Source organism: Inquilinus limosus (assembly GCF_002195995.1).
Lineage (GTDB): Bacteria > Pseudomonadota > Alphaproteobacteria > DSM-16000 > Inquilinaceae > Inquilinus > Inquilinus limosus_C.
Genome location: NZ_NHON01000054.1, coordinates 23,566 through 41,949, shown reverse-complemented (window position 1 = coordinate 41,949; position 18,384 = coordinate 23,566). Strand labels below are relative to the sequence as shown.

The following is an 18,384-nucleotide window of genomic DNA, read 5'->3' as shown; positions in this document are numbered from 1 at the left end:
GGGGCGCGCCCCTCCCTCTCCCCATGGGAGAGGGAAACGAGGCTGCGGCCCTCTTACCTCTCCTTGGGGAGAGGTCGAAATCGCGGAGCGATTTCGGGTGAGGGGGTGGCTCCGGCCCCTCACCCCTGACGAACTCCCGCGCCCATGCATCGGACAGGACCCATGACCGACATGACCCTCGAGCGGGCCGCGCGGCCCGGCTGGGACCGCTCGCGCCTGATCTTCTGGGGCGTCGCGATCCTCTCCACCCTGCTGGTGGTCGGACCGCTGGCGCCGATCCTGGCGCAGGCCTTCCTCGACCGCCCGCTCTATGCCGAGGGGGCGACGGCGACGCTGGGCAACTTCCAGCGCCTCTTCGGCGACCCGACCATCCTCGGCATCTTCGGCAACACGCTGATGTTCGCCGTGCTGACGATGGTGGTGGCGCAGCTGTTCGGGTCGGTCATGGCGGTGGTGGTCGGGCGCACCAACCTGCCCGGCCGCACCTGGATCGGCGAGATCCTAATCTGGCCGCTGTTCGTGTCGAACCTGGTCATCGCCTTCGGCTGGCTGACCATGTACGGCCCGTCCGGCTACATCTCGCTGGCGATGAAGAGCTGGTTCGGCGTCGTGCCGTGGAACCTGTACTCGATCGCCGGGATGGGTATCGTCGCCGGCCTCAGCCAGGCGCCGCTGTCCTACCTGATGTGCCTCGGCGCCGTGACCAAGGCCGACCCGCAGCTGGAGGATGCCGCGCGCTCCGCCGGCGCCGGGCCGTTCCGGGCCCTGTTCTCGGTCACCGTGCCGATGATGCGGCCGGCGATGATCTATTCCAGCGTGCTCAACTTCGTGATCGGGATCGAGATGCTGGCGATCCCGCTGCTGTTCGGCGCGCCCGGCGGCCTGAACACGGTCACCACCTTCCTCTACAACAACGGCATCAACGCCGCGGTGCGGCCGGATTACGGCATCGTCGGCGCGGCGGCCGTGATCCTGCTGCTGATCGTGGCCGGCCTGGTCTGGCTGCAGGGCGCGCTGATGAAGGGCAGCGGCCGCTTCGTCACCGTGCGCGGCAAGGCCAGCCGGCCGTCGACGCTGGACCTCGGCCCCTGGCGCTGGATCGCCTTCGCCGCCGTCCTGGCCTATGTGCTGCTGACCATCGTCGCGGTGTTCGCCGGCATCGTGATGCGGTCGGGCGTCAGCTTCCTGACGCCGCTGATCCCGTTCTGGAAGCTGGTGACCACGGCGAACTTCGCCACCGTCTTCGCGTCGGAGACCTATGTCCGGTCGATCGTCAACTCGGTGGTCATCGCCCTGGTCGGCGGCCTGATCGGCACCTTCTTCATCGCCGTGATCGCGCTGGTCGCCCGCCGGTCGGAGTTCCGCTACGCCCGGGCGCTGGAATACATCGCCCTGTTCCCGCGGGCGCTGCCGGGCATCATCGCCGGCCTCGGCTTCTTCTATGCCGTGGTCTGGGTCCCGGGCCTCGACATGATCCGGGGCACCATCGGCATCCTGATGGTCGCCTTCATCCTGCGCTACATCCCGGTCGGCTTCGGCGCCATCGCGCCGGCCCTGGCCCAGATCGGCGAGGAGCTGGACCGCGGCGCCCGCAGCGCCGGCGCCGACTGGTGGACGACGGTGACGCGGATCGTGCTGCCGATCCTGAAGCCGGCGCTGTTCTCCTGCTTCGCGCTGCTGTTCATCCACTTCTTCAAGGAATACGTCACCGCCGTGTTCCTGTTCCAGCCGGGGTCGGAGATCATCGGCACCACGATGCTTCAGCTCGCGGCCCAGGGCGACAACGGCCCGGTGGCGGCGCTGGCGACGATCCAGATCGTGATCACCGCCGCCTTCGTCCTGCTCGCCCGCCCGGTTTTCGGAGCAAAGATCTATGGCTGACCTGGTCCTGGACCGCCTGACCATCCGCTACGGCGACGTCACCGCGGTCAACGACATCTCGATCCATGTCGCGGCGGGAGAGTTCCTGACCTTCCTCGGCCCCTCCGGCTGCGGCAAGTCGACGACCCTGTTCTCGGTCGCCGGGCTGAACCACGCCACCTCCGGCACCATCCGGATCGGCGACGCGGTGCTGTTCGACGGCGGCCGCGGCGTCTTCGTCCCGCCGGAGCGGCGCGACATCGGCCTGGTATTCCAGAGCTACGCCCTGTGGCCGCACAAGACTGTGGCGGAGAACCTGGCCTTCCCGCTGAAGCTGCGGAAGATCGGCCGGGCCGAGCGCGACGAGCGGATCCGCGAGGTGCTGTCGCTGGTCGAGATGACGCGCTATGCCGAGCGCTATCCGTTCGAGCTGTCCGGCGGCCAGCAGCAGCGCGTGGCACTGGCCCGGGCGCTGGTCTACCGGCCCCGCCTGCTGCTGCTGGACGAGCCGCTGTCGAACCTGGACGCCAAGCTGCGCGAGCGCGCCCGGGTGTGGCTGCGGGAGCTGCAGGAGCGGCTGCACGTCACTACCATCTACGTCACCCATGACCAGTCGGAGGCGCTGGCCGTGTCCGACCGCATCGCGGTGATGAGCATGGGGCATCTGCGCCAGCTCGGCACGCCGAAGGAGATCTATGAGCGCCCGGCCGACGCCTTCGTGGCCGACTTCATCGGCTCCTCCAACTTCCTGTCCGGACGGATGGTGGGAGAGGCGAACGGACGGGCCACGGTGGAACTGCGCGACGGAAGCCGCCTGACCGTGCCGGCGGGAAGCCCGGCCGGCGACGGCAGCCTGGTCGTCGCCGTCCGCCCCGAGCGGATCGAGCTGGTCGACGGGCCGGGCGAGAACGCCATCCCGGTCGAGGTCGCGCACGGCACCTATCTGGGCCCGGTGTACCAGTATGAGGTGGCCGGCGGCGGCACCACCTTCCGCATCCAGACCAGCCAGGCGGTCGAGGCGCGGACCGCCTTCGTCCGCATCCCGCCCGAGGCCGCGGCGATCTTCGCCGCCGGCCCCGAAGCTCCGTGAACGAGACGCCGATGACCGAACAGCCGATCCGCTTCGACCCGACGCTGCAGGGCCCCCTGTCCGGCGTGCGCGTCCTCGACCTGTCCCGCCTGGTCGCCGGCAACATGCTGTCGCTGCAGCTTGCCGATTTCGGCGCCGACGTGGTCAAGATCGAGCCGCCCCAGGGCGACCCGCTCCGCGACTGGACCGATGACGGCCAGTCGCTGCACTGGAAGGTCTATGCCCGCAACAAGCGCTCGATGGTCCTGAACCTGCGCGAGGCGGCCGACATGGACGCGCTGCTGGCGCTGGTGCAGACGGCCGATGTCTTCATCGAGAATTTCCGCCCCGGCACGCTCGAATCCATGGGCATCGCGCCGGAGCGGCTGCTGGAGCTCAACCCCGACCTGATCGTGGTCCGCATCTCCGGCTTCGGCCAGACCGGACCCTATGCCGCCTATCCGGGCTTCGGCACGCTGGTCGAGGCGATGAGCGGCTTCGCCGCCCGCACCGGTTTCCCCGACCGCGAGCCGGTGCTGCCGCCGCTGGCGCTGGCCGACATGATCTCCGGCATGACCGGGGCGCAGGCCGTGACCATGGCGCTGCTGGCCCGCGAGAAAGGCCTGTCGCGGGGCCAGGTGATCGACCTGTCGCTGCTGGAGCCGATCTTCGCCGTGCTGGGCCCCGAGGCCGCGATCCACCGCGTCACCGGCAAGGTCAAGCAGCGCACCGGCAGCGCGTCCAACACCTCGTCCCCGCGCAACGTCTATCGCTGCGGCGACGGCCACTATGTCGCGCTGTCCGGGTCGATGCAGGTGATCGCGATGCGCATCTTCGACATCATCGGCCGGCCGGACATGAAGACCGACCCGCGCTTCTCCAGCAACGCCGCGCGGGTCAAGCACCGCGACCTGGTCGATCAGGCCGTCGGCGCCTGGTTCGCCGAGCGCGACCGCGAGACGGCGCTGCAGGTGATGCGCGACGCCGGGGCGACGGTCGGGCCGGTCTACGACATCGCCGACATCGCCGCCGACCCGCATTTCCGCGAGCGCGGCGTGATCGTCGAGGTCGAGGATGCCGACAACGGCTCGCTGCCGATGCACGCCGTGCTGCCGCGGCTGTCCGGCACGCCGGGCGGGCTGCGCCGCCCCGCCCCCGGCCTCGGCGAGCACACCGAGGAGCTGAAGGCCGAGATCGCCCGGGCCGCGCAGGCCCGCAAGGGAGACGCCCCGTGATCCGCTCATTGCTCTACGTCCCGGCTTCCGAGCCGCGCTTCATCGAGAAGGCCCATACCCGCGGCGCCGATGCCGTGATCCTCGACCTCGAGGACGCGGTCGCGCCGTCGCGCAAGGCGGCGGCACGGGAGGCGCTGGCGGGTAGCGTCGCCCAGGCCGGCCGATCCGGCGCCGTGCTCCATGTCCGGATCAACGCCGAGCCGGAGCTGCGCTTCCTCGACGCTGAGGCCGCCTGCCGCGCCGGCGCCACGGGGCTGATGGTGGCCAAGGCCGCCGCCGCGGCGGAGCTGGCGGAGCTGGTCGGCCGGCTGGAGCCGATCGAGAGGAAGCTCGGCCGGTCGCCGATGGAGCTCATCCCGCTGATCGAGGATCCGGCGGCGCTGCTGGACGCCCGCGCCATCGCCGCGGCCCCGCGCGTCGTCGCCCTCGCCCTCGGCGGGGAGGATTTCGCCACCGCCACCGGCGCCCTGCCGACGCCGGAGACGCTGCGGCTGCCGAAGCTGCTGCTGCACTACGCCGCCAAGGCGGCGGGGCTGCGCTCCTACGGCTTGCTGCGCTCGGTCGCCGATTTCCGCGACATCGAGGGGATGACCGCCGCGGCGCGCGAGGCCCGCGCCTTTGGCTTCGACGGCGCCAGCTGCATCCACCCCGCCGTGGTGCCGATCCTGAACCAGGCCTTCGCCCCGTCCGAGGAAGAGCTGGCCTGGGCCCGCAAGGTGATCGAGGCCGACGCGGCGGCGCAGCGCGAGGGCAAGGGCGCCTACATGGTCGACGGCAGCTTCGTCGACGCGCCGATCGTGGAGCGGGCCCGGCGCGTGCTGGCCATGGCACGGTAGGCCGGCCGAAGCCTGGGTGGACTCCCGGACCGGGCGGCGGCACAGTCGCCACCGCTGCAGGAGGACCCGCCGATGACCAACGCCCCCGACCGGATCTCGGTCTATGCCGCCGGCAGCCTGCGCGTCGCCCTGCCGGCGCTGGCCGCCGCCTTCACCGCGGCGACGGGCGTCGCGGTCGACACCCGGCACGGCCCCGCCGGGCTGCTGCGCGAGCGGATCAAGGCCGGCGACCGGCCCGACCTGTTCCTGTCGGCCGATCTCGGCCACCCGGCGCGGCTGGCGGCGGCCGGCCTGGCCGGACCGCCGGTGCTGTTCGCCCGCAACGCCATGGTCGCCGTGGTCCATCGCCGGGTCGCGGCGGCCGGCAGCGCCGACCTCCTGGACCGGATGCTGGACCCGGCCATCCGCCTCGGCACCTCGACGCCGCTGAAGGACCCGTCGGGCGACTATGCCTGGGCGATCTTCCGCCGCGCCGACCGGCTACGGCCGGGCGCCTTCGCGACCCTCGACGCCAAGGCCCTGCAGCTGGTCGGCGGGGCCGAGCCGCCGCCGAACGCGCAGGCGGCGGCCCCCTACAGCCCGATCGCGAAGGCCCTGGCCGAGGGCGAGGCCGACATCTTCCTGGGCTATGCCACCGGGCTGCGGCCGCTGGCCGCGGCGCATGCAGACCTCACCATCATCGACCTGCCGCCGGAGCTTGTGGTCGGCCCGGAATACGGCCTGACGCTGCTGGCCGGCGGCGTCCCGGCCGCCGCCCGCTTCGCCCTGTTCCTGCTGTCGCTGGACGGCCAGGCGCTGCTGCGCCGGGCCGGCTTCACCCCGGTCGCGCTGGCCGCCGGGGGCTGACCGCCCTCCTCCGACCAGCGGCGTTGCCGCCCCGCCCCGATCGATATATACGCTCCCATATAGCGGCAGCATGCGACGCGCCGGCAGAATCACGGCAAAACAGGGTCTCCGGGGGCAGATGATTACATCCTGGCATCGTGGTCTGAGCGGCGCGCTGGCGCTGCTGTGTGCGGCTTGGCTGCTGGCGCAGCCGCCGGCCCCGGCCCTGGCGGCCGAGACGGTGACGGTGACCGACCAGCTGAACCGCAGCGTCACCCTGCCGGCCGATGTCCGGCGCATCGTCGTGCTGCAGCACCAGACGCTGGACATCCTGGTCGAGCTGGGCGCCGCCGACCGCATCGTCGGCGTGCTGCGCAGCTGGCCCAGCCTGATCCCCGGCCTGGACAAATACGCGCCGGAGCTGAAGGGCCTGCCCACCCCCGGCGACCTGTCGATGGTGAATGTCGAGGAGCTGCTGACGCTGAAGCCCGACGTCGTCTTCGTCACCAACTACGCCCCGGCGGCGATGATCGACCAGATCAGCCGCGCCGGCATCCCGGTGGTCGCCATCTCGCTGTCGCAGGGCGAGGGCGTCGAGGCGCCGAAGCTGAACCCGACCTTCGCCGATGACGATTTCGCCTATGCCGAGGGGCTGAAGGCCGGAGTGAAGCTGATCGGCCGGATCGTCGGCAAGGCCGACCGCGCCGACGCGCTGATCGACTACGCCTTCACCCGGCGCAAGCAGGTGGAGGACCGGGTGGCCGGGATCGCCGCGGCCGACCGCATCCGCCTGTACATGGCCAATCCGGACCTGAACACCTATGGCTCGGGCAAGTACACCGGCGTCATCATGGCCCGGTCGGGCGGCGTCAACGTCGCCGCCGGGGTGCGCGGCGCCACCAAGGTGTCGATGGAGGACATCCTGGCCTGGAACCCGCAGGTGATCTTCGTGCAGGACCGCTATGCCCCGGTCGCCGACCAGATCCGCCAGGGCGGCGCCTGGCAGCAGGTCGACGCCGTGAAGTCCGGCCGCATCTACATCACCCCGGAATACGTCAAGCCCTGGGGCTATCCGCTGCCCGAGGCGCTGGCGCTGGGCGAGCTGTGGATGGCCAAGAAGCTGTATCCCGACCGCTTCGCCGACATCGACATGCAGGCCGAGGCGGATGCCTATTACCAGCGCTTCTACGGCCAGCCCTACACCGGCCCCAATTAAGTGACCCGCTCGCGGGCTTCGATCCGGCTGACGGCGCTGCTGCTGGTGGTGCTGCCGGTCGCCGCCTTCCTCCTGTCCTTCCTGGTCGGCCGCTATCCGGTGCCGCCGCTGACCGTGATCCGGGTGATCGCGGCGCAGATCCTGCCAATGACGCCGGACTGGCCGGCCGTGGTCGGGTCGGTGGTGCTGGATGTGCGCCTGCCCCGCGTGGTCGCCGCCATGCTCGTCGGCGGCGGGCTGGCGATGTCGGGCGCCTGCTACCAGGGCGTGTTCCGCAACCCGCTGGTGTCGCCCTTCACCCTCGGCGTCTCGGCCGGGGCCGGCTTCGGCGCCGCCATCGCCATCCTGCTGTTCCAGCAGCGCTATGCCGTCCAGCTCTGCGCCTTCGCCTTCGGCCTCGGCGCCGTGACCTTGTGCTTCCTCATGGGCCGGATGTACCGCGCCGGCTCCACCCTGGTCCTGGTGCTGGCCGGGGTGATCGTCGGGTCGCTGTTCACCGCACTGCTGTCGCTGCTGAAATACGTCGCCGACCCGAACTCGAAGCTGCCGGTGATCGAGTTCTGGCTGCTCGGCTCCCTGTCCTCGGTGTCGATGGCCGACATCGCCGGGGTCGCCACGGTGGCCGTGCCGTCCGCCGCGATCCTGCTGCTGCTGCGCTGGCGCATCAACCTCCTGGCGATGGGTGACGAGCAGGCCCGCATCCTGGGCGTCGAGGCCGGGCGGCTGCGCGCCGTCGTCGTCCTGCTGGCGACGCTGATCGCCGCCTCCACCGTCGCCATCAGCGGCATCATCGGCTGGGTCGGGCTGGTGATCCCGCATTTCGCCCGGATCCTGGTCGGACCGGATTTCCGCAAGCTTTTGCCGGCGACCCTGTCGCTCGGCGCCTGCTACCTGCTGCTGATCGACGACCTGGCGCGATCGGTGACGGCGGCGGAGATCCCGCTGGGCATCCTCACCGCCCTGGTCGGGGCGCCGGCCTTCATGCTGCTGCTGCGCCGCGGGTCTCTGGGATGGGCGTGATCCTGCAGGCCGACGGGCTGGGCTTCGCCTATCCCGGCCGGACGCGGCCGGTGTTCGCGGGCGTCGGGCTGGACGTCTCGGCCGGCGAGATCCTGTGCGTGCTGGGCCCGAACGGCATCGGCAAGTCGACCCTGCTGCGCTGCCTGGCCGGGCTGGCGGCGCCGACCGCCGGCACCGTCCGCGTCGCTGGCCGGCCGATCGCCACGCTGGGCCGGGCCGAGATCGCCCGCCACCTGGCGCTGGTGCCGCAGAGCCACCAGTCGGTCTTCGCCTTCCCGGTCCGCACGGTGGTGGAGATGGGGCGGGCCCCGCATCTCGGCTGGTTCGACATGCCGGGGCGGGAGGATGCGGCCCGGGCCGGGGAGGCGCTGGCGACGCTGGGCATCGCCCATCTGGCCGACGCGCCCTACACCGAGATCAGTGGCGGCGAGCAGCAGCTGGTGCAGATCGCCCGGGTGCTGGCGCAGGGGCCGGCGCTGATGATCCTGGACGAGCCGACCGCCCATCTCGACTTCGCCAACCAGGCCCGGTTCCTGGCGCTGGTGCGCCGGCTGGCGCGGCAGGGGCTGGGCGTCATCTTCACCACCCACGCCCCGGACCATGCCCATGCGCTGGCCGACCGGACGCTGATCCTGTCGCCGTCGCAGCCGCCGCAGCTGGGCCCGACCGCCGCCCTGCTGACCGAGGCGACGCTGACCGACGCCTATGGCGTGCCGATCCGGCTGGTCCGCGCCGACGGCCATGTCGCCTGCGTCGCCATGGTTGAGTGAGATGCCTCAGGGCGCACAGCCGACGGCGTTGACCGGGCAGAGATAGACCGAGCTGGTCGCCGTCATCATCAGGATGTCGCGCCCGGCGCCGCCGAAGGTCAGGTTGGCGGCGCGCTCCGGCAGGTTCACCCGGCCGATCAGCGTGCCATCGGGCAGATAGCAGCGGACGCCCTCGTCCACCGCCATCCACAGCCGGCCCGCGGTGTCGACGCGCAGCCCGTCGAAATGCCCGTTCGCATCGGCCAGCACCTCGCCGCCCGACAGCGCGTGATCCGGCCCGACCCGGAAGCGGCGCACATGGTTCGGGGCGTCCGGCCGCTCCGTGCTGCCGGTGTCGACGATGTAGAGCAGGCTTTCGTCCGGCGAGAAGGCCAAGCCGTTCGGCATCACGAAGTCATCGGTCACCTGCCGCACCGACCCGGATGTCGGGTCGAAGCGGTAGACATGGCAGCCCTCCACATCCGCCCCCTCCCCGCGCCCCTTGGTCTTGCCGTAGCTGGGGTCGGTGAACCAGATCGCGCCGTCCGACGCCACCACGACATCGTTCGGGGAGTTGAAGCGCCGGCCGTCGATCCGGTCGACCAGCGGCGTCACCCTGCCGTCCCGCTCCAGCCGCGCGATCCGGTGCGGCGCCTGCTCGCAAGTGACCAGCCGGCCCTGGCGGTCGACCGTGTTGCCGTTCGGGCTGTTCGCCGGCTGGCGGAAGGTCGTGACCCGCCCAGTCGCCTGCTCCCAGGCCAGCATCCGGTCGCCCGGGATGTCGGACCAGACCAGCAGGCCGCGGGCGCCGAGCCAGGCCGGCCCCTCGGTCCAGCGGCTGCCGGTCCAGATCCGCTCGACCCGGGCATCCGGCACGGTGCAGGCGGCGAAGCGCGGATCGACGATGTCGAAGGCCGGTCCTTCGAGCGGGCCGAGCGCGGCGTCTACCAATTGGTCACCGACCCGTCGCGGCGCTTCAGATGCGGCGCTTCCCAGAACTTGAAGCTCTGCCTCTGGATCGCCTCCTCATTCACCTCGACGCCGAGGCCGGGCGCGTCGGTGACCGGGTAGTGCGCGTTCTCGATCCGCGGCTGCACCGGGAACAGCTCGGCATCGTCGAAGCCGAGCTGCTCGGCGGTCGAGGTCCGGGTCTCGAGCCAGGAGAAGTTCGGCACCGCCGCGGCGAAATGCACCGTCGCCGCCGTGCAGATCGGTCCCAGCGGGTTGTGCGGCATCATGTCGACGTAATGCGCCTCGCTCCAGCCCGCGACCTTCATCGCCTCGGTCAGACCGCCGACATTGCAGACATCGATGCGGTTGAACTGGTGGATGTCGCGCTCGATGTACGGCAGGAACTGCCATTTCGAGGCGAATTCCTCGCCGATGGCGAAGGGCACGTCGACCATCCGCCGCAGCGCCTCATAGGCCTCCGGCGTCTCGTCGCGGATCGGCTCCTCCAGGAAGTCGAGCGTGCCGGAGGGCATCTTCTGGCAGAAGCTCGCCGCCTCCGCCACCGACAGGCGGTGATGCAGGTCGATGCCGAGCACCACGTCGCCGCCCAGCGCCTCGCGCGCCTTGACGCACCATTTCGCCGTCGTCGCGATGTGCTCGCGCGGCTCATAGACCTCGCCGCCGCGATGGCCGGAGGGCGACAGGCGCATCGCGGTCCAGCCGGCGGCGATCAGCGCCCGCGCCTGCTCGATCATCTCCTCGCCGGGCGGGGCCGAGGTGCTGGCGAAGGTCGGGATCCGCTCCCGCTGCTTGCCGCCCAAGAGCTGGTAGACCGGCACGCCGAGCGCCTTGCCGAGGATGTCGTACAGCGCGATGTCGATCGCCGAGATCGCCGCCTGCAGCACACGGCCACCCTCGAAATACTGGCTGCGATACATCTCCTGCCACAGCGCGCCGATCCGGAACGGATCGCGGCCGATCAGGAACTCGCGGTAGTGCTCGATCGCGCCGGCCACCGCCTTCTCGCGGCCGGAGAGGCCGCTTTCGCCCCATCCGAACAGGCCCTCGTCGGTCTCGACCTTGACGATCAGCTGGTTGCGCGTGCCGACCCAGACCGGGTAGGCGCGGATGGCTGAGATCTTCATGGCGCTCACCAGCTCCAGAGGGTGCCGTCCTCCAGCCGGTTCACCGGCAGGTAGGCGCGCTGATAGGGATGCTTCGCCGCCAGCGCCTCGTCGATGTCGACGCCATGGCCCGGCGCCTCGCCGGGATGGATGTAGCCGCCCTCCTGCTGCCAGGAATGCGGGAACACCTCATGCATCAGGGGCGTGTAGCCGGAGAATTCCTGGATGCCGAAATTCGGCACCCACAGGTCGATATGGGCGTTGGCGCCCATCGCCACCGGCGACACGTCCATCGGCCCGTGGCAGGCGGTGCGGATGTGGTAGACCGAGGCGAAATCGAAGATCCGCCGCAGCCCGGTCACGCCGCCGGCATGGACCGAGGTGACGCGGATATAGTCGATCAGCTGCTCCTCCATCAGGAGGCGCGCATCCCAGATGGTGTTGAAGATCTCGCCCAGCGCGATCGGCGTCGTGGTGTGCTGGCGGATCAGGCGATAGCCCTCCTGCAGCTCGGCCGGCACCGGGTCCTCCAGCCAGAACAGCCGGAACGGCTCCAGGTCCTTGCCCAGCCGCGCCGCCTCGATCGGCGTCAGGCGGTGGTGGGTGTCGTGCAGCAGGTGCAGATCGTCGCCATAGGTGTCGCGCAGCCGCGAGAACAGCTTCGGGATGTGGTTCATGTATTTCGCGGTCGACCACACCTCCTCATGCGGCAGGGCTTCGACCATGCCGCCCTGGCCCTGCTTCGACCCCTTGCCGGTGCCGTAAACCGCCGGCAGGCCGGGGATGCCGACCTGGCAGCGGATGGCGACATGGCCCTCGTCGCGCTTCCTGCCGACGGCGTCGACCGCCTCCTCGATGCTCATGCCCTGGGCGTGCGAATAGATCATCGCCTTCTGCCGCGAGGCGCCGCCCAGCAGCTGGTACAGCGGCATGTTCGCCGCCTTGGCCTTGATGTCCCACAGCGCCATGTCGACGGCGGAGATCGCGGCCATGGTGATCGGCCCGCGCCGCCAGTAGGCGCCCTTGTAGAGATACTGCCAGATGTCCTCGATCTGCGCCGGGTCGCGGCCGATCAGCAGCGGCGCGACATGGTCCTGCAGGTAGCTGACCACCGCGAGCTCGCGCCCGTTCACCGTGCCGTCGCCGATGCCATACAGGCCTTCGTCGGTGACGATCTTGAGGGTGACGAAGTTCCGCCCCGGCGAGCAGACGATGACCTTGACGTCCTGGATCTTCATGAAGTGGCCTCGGATGAGAAGGGTCGCGTGCGACGAAGGAAGAAAGTCATACCGGTGAGCCTACGAAAGGATCGTCATTGCGAGCGCAGCGAAGCAATCCAGGGGCCAGTGCGAACCGGCCCCCTGGATTGCTTCGTCGCTCCGCTCCTCGCAATGACGCTTCTTTCGCAAGTGGCATTCGCTGGTATCAATCGGGATCATGGCGCCAGCCGAGCATCCGCTCGGCCTTGGCGGAGGAGAAGAAGGCGCGGTTGCCGCCGAGGTCGCCGCGCACCGGCACGTCGGAGAAGAAGCGGCCGGCGAGGTCGAGGCTCGGCATATCCATCACCGTGTCCGGCGCGACGATGTAGAAGGCCTCATGGCCCTGGAACGGTGCGTCCAGCGCCTGCAGGCAGGCCCGCGCCGCCGAATCGTAGAGGGTGTAGGCCCAGAGATGCTTCGACGCCGCCTTGGTCACGAAGCCGTAGACGGCCGCGGCCTGCGCCCGCTCCTCCACCACCAGGTGGAAGCGCATGCTGGCGATCCTGAGGTCGCTGTAGCGGCGGGCGAGGGTGTCGGCCTGCTGCTCGCAGATCCATTTCGACAGGCCGTAGGGCTCTTCCGTGTAATTGGGATGCGCCTCGTCGAGCGGCAGGTAGTCGAAATGCGCCTCGCGGCTGAAAGACAGGCCGATGGCGTTGACGCTCGACGCCTGGACGATCCGGGTGATGCCGACCTCGATCGCCGCCCGCATCGCGTTGTAGCTGCCGGTGACGTTGTTGTTGTGGACGATGTGGTCGGGGTGGTTGCCCGGCGACGGGATGGCGGCCATGTGGATCAGCGCGTCACAGCCCTGGAAGGCCGCGACCAGCGCGTCGTAGTCGCCGATATCGGCTGTGACGAAGCGGAGGTCCTTCTGCTTTTTCGTCCCCTCCGGCGGCCCTGCCCGGTCGATGCTGACGACGCGGTGGCCGGCCCGCAGCGCCGCCGCCGCGATGGCCCGGCCGATCCGGCCGCTGCCCCCGGTCAGCGCAATGGTCTTCGTGTCCATCGTCCCCTCCCCGCTCACGCGCCGTAGACGGACTGGTGCAGCCCGCGGATGTAGCCGATGGCGTAGAGCCGCCCGAAGGCGGAGTAGCCGGCATGTTCGTTGCTGTCGCCCTCGACCGTCGGCACGTGGTCGGGGCGCAGCACGCCGTCGAAGCCGATGTCGCGATAGGCGCGCATGCAGGCCAGCATGTCGGTCTTGCCGGCATCGTGCCAGGTCTCGCGGAATGCCTCCGGCGTGCCCTCCACATCGCGGAAATGGACGAAGGAGATGGCCTTGCCGAAGCCGCGGATGGCGCCGGGCAGGTCGTCGGTCATCAGCGTGAAGTTGCCCTGGCACAGGGTGATCGTGTTCATCGGGCTGGGCACGCTGTCGACCAGGCGGCGGTAGTTGTCGATGCTGCGCATGATCCGGCCGACGCCGCGGATCGGCGACAGCGGCGGGTCGTCCGGATGCATCGAGATCTTCACCCCCGCCGCCTCGGCGGCCGGCAGCACCTTTTTCAGGAAATAGTCGAGATTGGCCCAGAGATCGTCCTCACCGATCGGCGGGTTGGTCGTCAGGTCCTCCGGCACGTCGGCCAGGGCGAAGCTGGTGACCACCGACCCGCCGCGTGACGGTGTGGCCAGGTTGGTGCGCACCCAGTTGAAATCGGTCATCCACTCATAGCACCAGACCGGGATGCCGAGCTTGCCCATGTTCTGCAGCAGGGTGCAGACCGTCGCGATCTCCTCGTCGCGTCCCGGCAGGCCGCGCTTGGCCTTGTTCAGCGGCGGCCGCGCCTCGATCACCTTGAGCGTGAAGCCGGCCTCCTCATAGCGCTGCTTCAGCCGCTGCAGCGGCGCCAGGTCCCACGGCGCCTCGCCCTGCAGCAGGTCGTCGGGCGGCAGGCCGCCGACGGCGAGGTCCACCCCGGCCTGCTTCGCCAGCCTCCAGACGGGCGACGGGGTGGGGCTGATGAATTCGGCGATTTCGAGCATGGTCGTGAGGATCCGTGCGTACCAGTGAGCCTATAAAAGATCGTCATTGCGAGTTTCGCACCGGCCGGAGGCCGACCCGCCCTGGATGTAACTGGCCGCCTGAGTGGCCAGTTACTTGTTAGCGAAGCGAAGCAATCCAGGAGCCGGTGCGCACCGGCCCCTGGATTGCTTCGTCGGCTGCGCCTCCTCGCAATGACGGTTCTTTCGTGGGGGAGAGGAGAATCTACTCATCGTCATTCATGCCGGCAGCAGCTCCGACAGTTGCTCCCGCGCCACCTGCGGCTGCCGGTCGTACAGGAAGCAGGAGGCGGTCTGGCGGTCGCCGATGCGGAACAGCGGCGGTTCCGCCCCGCAGCCCTCCATCGCCTGCGGACAGCGGGATCGGAAGCGGCAGCCGGCGGTGCCGACCGCGGCGTCGCGCGCCTTGATCGGCTGGGCGCCCCAGCGCTGGTCGAGATTGGGCCAGGGGATCGAATCCACCAGCAGCTGGGTGTAGGGGTGCTGCGGGTCCTTGATCACCTGGTCGACATCCCCCGCCTCCATCACCGCGCCGCGATACAGCACGATGATCGACTTGGCGATGTGATAGGCCGTGGTCAGGTCGTGGGTGACGTAGATGATCGACACGCCGTGGTCGCGCTGCAGGTTGCGCAGCGTCTCCAGGATCGTGGCGCGCAGCGAGGCGTCGACCATCGACACCGGCTCGTCCGCGATCAGCAGCCGCGGCTTCAGCAGCAGCGCCCGGGCGACGTTGATGCGCTGGCGCTGCCCGCCGGACAGCTGGTGCGGGAAGCGGCCCAGGATGTCCTCCGGCCGCAGCCCGACCGCGGTCAGCGCCGCCTCCATCTTGTCGCGCGCCTCGGCTTTCGACCTGGCCAGCCCGAACTTGCGGATCGGCACGGTCAGCAGGTGGTCGACCGTGTAGAACGGGTTGAACACGGCGAAAGGGTCCTGGAAGACGGCCTGCACCTCGCGGCGATAGGCCATCTTCTCCTTGCCGCGCAGGGTCGAGACGTCCTGGCCGCGATAGATGATCCGCCCCGTCGTCGGCGCGATGAAGCCGAGCAGCAGCATGGCCAGCGTGGTCTTGCCGCTGCCGCTCTCCCCCGCCACGGTCAGGATCGTCGGCTCGTCCTCCTTCAGCGTCAGGGTGAAGTCGCGCAGCGCCGTGGTGAGATGGGCGTGCATCAGCCCGCGCGTGTAGGTCTTCGAGACGTTCTCCAGGCGCAGCAGATCGGCCATCTCAGGCCTCCCCGTCATAGAGGTGGCAGGTCACGCCGCGGCCGCCAGCCAGGATGCGCTCCTCCGGCCGGACCGTGCCGCAGACCTCCATCGCCTTGCCGCAGCGCGGGTGGAAGGCGCAGCCGCCGGGCAGCCGCAGCAGCGACGGCGCCAGGCCGGGGATGCCCCGGAACAGGCCCTTGTTCTCCAGGCTGGGCAGGCTGTCGATCAGCGCCTGGGAATAGGGATGCTTCGGGTCGGTGAACATCTCGCGGACGGTGCTGACCTCGACCAGCCGGCCGGCATACATCACCGCCACCTTGTCGACGAACTGCGCCATCAGCCCCATGTCATGGCCGATCAGGATGACCGCGGCGTTGATCGCCTTCTGGACATTGTCGATCGTCTCCATCACCTGGCGCTGGGTGACGACGTCGAGCGCGCTGGTCGGCTCGTCGGCGATGATCACGTGCGGGTCGAGCAGGATGCCGATGGCGATGCAGACGCGCTGCTTCATGCCGCCCGACAGCTCATGCGCGTACATGCGGAAGACGCCGGCATCGAGATCGACCGATTGCAGCGCCCGGCGGCAGCGCGCCTCGATCGCCGCGCGGGACTCGCCCGGCAGATGCGACTTCACCGCGTCGATCATCTGGGCGCCGATCCGCATCACCGGGTTCAGCGAGTTCATCGCCCCCTGCGGGATATAGGCGATGCGCGACAGCCGGGCCTGGCGCATCCCCTCGGTGTCGAGCGCCATCAGGTCGGCGCCGCCGACGATCACCGACCCGCCCTCGATCCGGCCCGGCGGCTTGATCATCCGCATCATCGCCAGGGCCAGCGTGCTCTTGCCCGAGCCGGATTCGCCGACCATGCCCAGCTTCTCGCCGGCGTTCAGCGTGAAGCTGACATGGTCCAGCGCCCGGGCGCGGCCGGAATCGGTGTAGTAGGTCACCTCGAGGTCGCGGACCTCGAGGACGGGCGCGGCCTGCGCCGCCGCCGGCTGGGTCATCGCCTTCCTCCGGTCCCGGGGCGGCGCGAGCGTCACATCCATCGCGGTCACTCCGTCCTCCGCACGCGGGGATTGGCCAGCTCGTCCAGGCCCATATTGATCAGGGCCAGCGAGCCGAGGATCAGGATCATCGCTACCGAGGGGATGATCGGCCACCACCACCAGCCGTTGAAGAAGGCGCCCTGCGACTGCGCCGCCCAAATGATGTTGCCGAGCAGCGGCTCACGCAGCGGCCCGAGCCCGAGCACGGCGAGGTAGAAGGCGGCGAAGACGGCCGAGAACACCTGCGCCACGAAGGCAGCAGCGATGAAGGGCAGCAGGCAGGGCAGGATCTCCTTGAAGATGATGCCGAGATCGCTGACGCCCGACAGCTTGGCCACGGCGACGAATTGCCGTTCCTTCATCGTCAGCACCTGGGCGCGGATCACCAGGGTCGGCCCCATCCAGGCCAGCAGCACAACGATCAGCGCCATGGTGAGGATGGTGACGTCACGCTTGTCGAGCGACCCGGCGATGACGACCTGGATCAGCAGCACCGGGATCGGCGTCAGGATCTGGCAGACCGTGCGGATGATCGCGTCGGTCCAGCGGCCGAAATAGGCGGCGATGAAGCCGAGCACGACGCCGATCACGGTACCGAGGCCGCCGGCGACGAAGCCGATGAAGGCCGTCTGCCACATGCCCACGACCATGGCGGAGAACAGGTCGCGGCCGAAGAAATCGGTGCCGAAGGGATATTTCAGGCTCGGCGGCTTCTTCACCGCCACCGACAGCGGATAGGCGTCCTTCGGGTTGATCGTCAGGAGGCCGATGATGGTGAAGGCGGCGAGGCCGAGCAGGATCAGCACGCCCAGCGCCAGCCCCTTGTTGCGGCGCAGATAGCGTAGCACCAGGACCGGGCGGCCGGGGCGGCGGAGGGCGGGCTCGGCAGCGGATGGGGAGAGCGCGGCGATCGTCATGTCTCCCTCCTCACGACTGGCGGACGCGGGGGTCGAGCAGCGGGTACAGGAACTCGACCACCGTCATCAGCACTGCCACGGCGATGGTGATGAACAGCACGATGCCGTAGATGGTCGGGAAATCGTTGGCGCGGATGGCGAGGTTCAGCATGCTGCCGATGCCCGGCAGGCCGAACAGCCCCTCGACGATGATGGCCGAGGTGACGACGGTGCCCAGCGCCAGGGCCAGCCCGGTCACCTGCGGCAGCATCGCGTTGCGCAGATAGTAGTCGCGGAAGATCCGGCCGCCGGTCAGGCCCTTGTGCTCGGCGAAGTTGACATAGTCCTCGCCCTGGATGGTGACGCCCATGCCCCGCATCGACAGCACCCAGCCGCCGACCGACCCGAAGATCAGGGCCAGCGCCGGCAGCACCTGGTGCTGCAGCAGGTCCAGCACGAAGTCGAGCGAGAGGTTCGGCACCACCCCGACCGAATAGGCGCCGCCCAGCGGCAGCCATCCCAGCCGGAAGCCGATGAAGAACAGCAGCAGGATGCCCATGATCACCGGCGGCACCCCGGTCAGCAGGATGAAGGGCGTGGCGAAGCCCCGCAGCCAGCCCGGCGCCCGCGGCCAGGCGGCGATGGCGCCCAGCAGGTTGCCGATGATGAAGCTGAGGATGGTGGTGACCAGCAGCAGGCCGATGGTCCAGGGCAACGACTGGGCCAGCAGCTCGGCCACGGTCGACGGATAGCGGTACAGCGAGTAGCCGAAATCCATCCGCAGGATGTTGCCGAGATAGGTCCAGTACTGGTGGTACAGCGGCTGGTCGAGGCCGAATTGCTGCTGCATCGAGGCGATGATCTTCTCCAGGTCGGCCGGGGAGAAGCCGCCGGTGCGGGCCAGCTCGCCGAAGCGCTCGCGCAGCGCGTTGCGGCTCGACAGCCGCGGGATGAAGAAGACGATGGTCGAGGCCGCCCAGACCACCAGGACGAGGAAGAGAAGGCGTTTGATGACGAGCTTGAGGGTCATGCCGGCCTCCTTTGAGTTTGGCTCTCCAGTCCCCCACCGTCATGGCGAGGCGC

At 69.7% G+C, this 18,384-nt stretch carries 17 protein-coding genes; 8 read left to right on the top strand and 9 right to left on the bottom strand.

The window, feature by feature from the left end; genetic code table 11:
- Positions 1-162 precede the first annotated feature (162 nt).
- From BWR60_RS23995 to BWR60_RS23960, 8 genes are all read left to right on the top strand, one after another.
- A complete protein-coding gene (locus BWR60_RS23995) occupies positions 163-1,881 on the top strand; it encodes an ABC transporter permease (RefSeq protein ID WP_088153680.1) in 1,719 nt (572 codons plus the stop codon).
- Positions 1,874-2,950 carry an ABC transporter ATP-binding protein gene (locus tag BWR60_RS23990; protein ID WP_088153678.1) on the top strand — a complete coding sequence of 359 codons (1,077 nt, stop codon included), beginning with the start codon at positions 1,874-1,876 and terminating at the stop codon, positions 2,948-2,950. Before BWR60_RS23995 ends, BWR60_RS23990 begins: the two co-directional genes overlap by 8 nt.
- Before the next feature lie 11 nt (positions 2,951-2,961).
- Positions 2,962-4,164, top strand: coding sequence for a CaiB/BaiF CoA transferase family protein (locus tag BWR60_RS23985; protein WP_088153676.1), 1,203 nt, complete (start codon positions 2,962-2,964; stop codon positions 4,162-4,164).
- Positions 4,161-5,000 carry an HpcH/HpaI aldolase/citrate lyase family protein gene (locus BWR60_RS23980; RefSeq protein WP_088153673.1) on the top strand — a complete coding sequence of 280 codons (840 nt, stop codon included), beginning with the start codon at positions 4,161-4,163 and terminating at the stop codon, positions 4,998-5,000. The genes BWR60_RS23985 and BWR60_RS23980 overlap by 4 nt, the downstream gene beginning before the upstream one ends.
- A 72-nt stretch (positions 5,001-5,072) precedes the next feature.
- A complete protein-coding gene (locus BWR60_RS23975) occupies positions 5,073-5,846 on the top strand; it encodes a substrate-binding domain-containing protein (RefSeq protein WP_088153672.1) in 774 nt (257 codons plus the stop codon).
- Positions 5,847-5,964: 118 nt separating this feature from the next.
- Positions 5,965-7,041 (top strand): ABC transporter substrate-binding protein, encoded by a 1,077-nt coding sequence (locus BWR60_RS23970; protein WP_088153670.1) that lies wholly within the window; start codon positions 5,965-5,967, stop codon positions 7,039-7,041.
- Positions 7,042-8,061 carry a FecCD family ABC transporter permease gene (locus tag BWR60_RS23965; protein WP_088153668.1) on the top strand — a complete coding sequence of 340 codons (1,020 nt, stop codon included), beginning with the start codon at positions 7,042-7,044 and terminating at the stop codon, positions 8,059-8,061.
- Positions 8,052-8,831: an ABC transporter ATP-binding protein gene (locus BWR60_RS23960; protein WP_088153666.1), complete on the top strand. Its 780-nt coding sequence runs from the start codon at positions 8,052-8,054 to the stop codon at positions 8,829-8,831. The genes BWR60_RS23965 and BWR60_RS23960 overlap by 10 nt, the downstream gene beginning before the upstream one ends.
- Positions 8,832-8,837: 6 nt before the next feature.
- On the opposite strand, the gene BWR60_RS23955 is transcribed toward BWR60_RS23960, so the two are convergent.
- The 9 genes from BWR60_RS23955 to BWR60_RS23915 form a co-directional block, all read right to left on the bottom strand.
- Positions 8,838-9,761, bottom strand: a complete 924-nt coding sequence (locus BWR60_RS23955) for an SMP-30/gluconolactonase/LRE family protein (protein WP_088153664.1) — start codon at positions 9,759-9,761, stop codon at positions 8,838-8,840.
- Complete coding sequence (locus tag BWR60_RS23950; RefSeq protein ID WP_088153662.1) at positions 9,755-10,906, bottom strand: mandelate racemase/muconate lactonizing enzyme family protein; 1,152 nt, start codon at positions 10,904-10,906, stop codon at positions 9,755-9,757. Before BWR60_RS23950 ends, BWR60_RS23955 begins: the two co-directional genes overlap by 7 nt.
- Before the next feature lie 5 nt (positions 10,907-10,911).
- Positions 10,912-12,123 (bottom strand): D-mannonate dehydratase ManD, encoded by a 1,212-nt coding sequence (gene manD, locus BWR60_RS23945; protein WP_088153660.1) that lies wholly within the window; start codon positions 12,121-12,123, stop codon positions 10,912-10,914.
- 187 nt (positions 12,124-12,310) lie between these two features.
- Positions 12,311-13,153, bottom strand: a complete 843-nt coding sequence (locus BWR60_RS23940; RefSeq protein WP_088153658.1) for an NAD-dependent epimerase/dehydratase family protein — start codon at positions 13,151-13,153, stop codon at positions 12,311-12,313.
- A 14-nt stretch (positions 13,154-13,167) separates the two neighbouring features.
- A complete protein-coding gene (locus BWR60_RS23935) occupies positions 13,168-14,130 on the bottom strand; it encodes a mannonate dehydratase (RefSeq protein ID WP_088153656.1) in 963 nt (320 codons plus the stop codon).
- 237 nt (positions 14,131-14,367) lie between these two features.
- The gene (locus BWR60_RS23930; RefSeq protein WP_088153654.1) at positions 14,368-15,372 is read right to left on the bottom strand and encodes an ABC transporter ATP-binding protein; all 1,005 of its coding nucleotides are present in this window, start codon (positions 15,370-15,372) and stop codon (positions 14,368-14,370) included.
- Position 15,373: 1 nt separating this feature from the next.
- Positions 15,374-16,363, bottom strand: coding sequence for an ABC transporter ATP-binding protein (locus tag BWR60_RS23925; RefSeq protein WP_218823649.1), 990 nt, complete (start codon positions 16,361-16,363; stop codon positions 15,374-15,376).
- Between the two features lie 47 nt (positions 16,364-16,410).
- A complete protein-coding gene (locus BWR60_RS23920; protein WP_088153652.1) occupies positions 16,411-17,322 on the bottom strand; it encodes an ABC transporter permease in 912 nt (303 codons plus the stop codon).
- 10 nt (positions 17,323-17,332) lie between these two features.
- Positions 17,333-18,331: an ABC transporter permease gene (locus BWR60_RS23915; protein WP_088153650.1), complete on the bottom strand. Its 999-nt coding sequence runs from the start codon at positions 18,329-18,331 to the stop codon at positions 17,333-17,335.
- Positions 18,332-18,384: the final 53 nt, after the last annotated feature.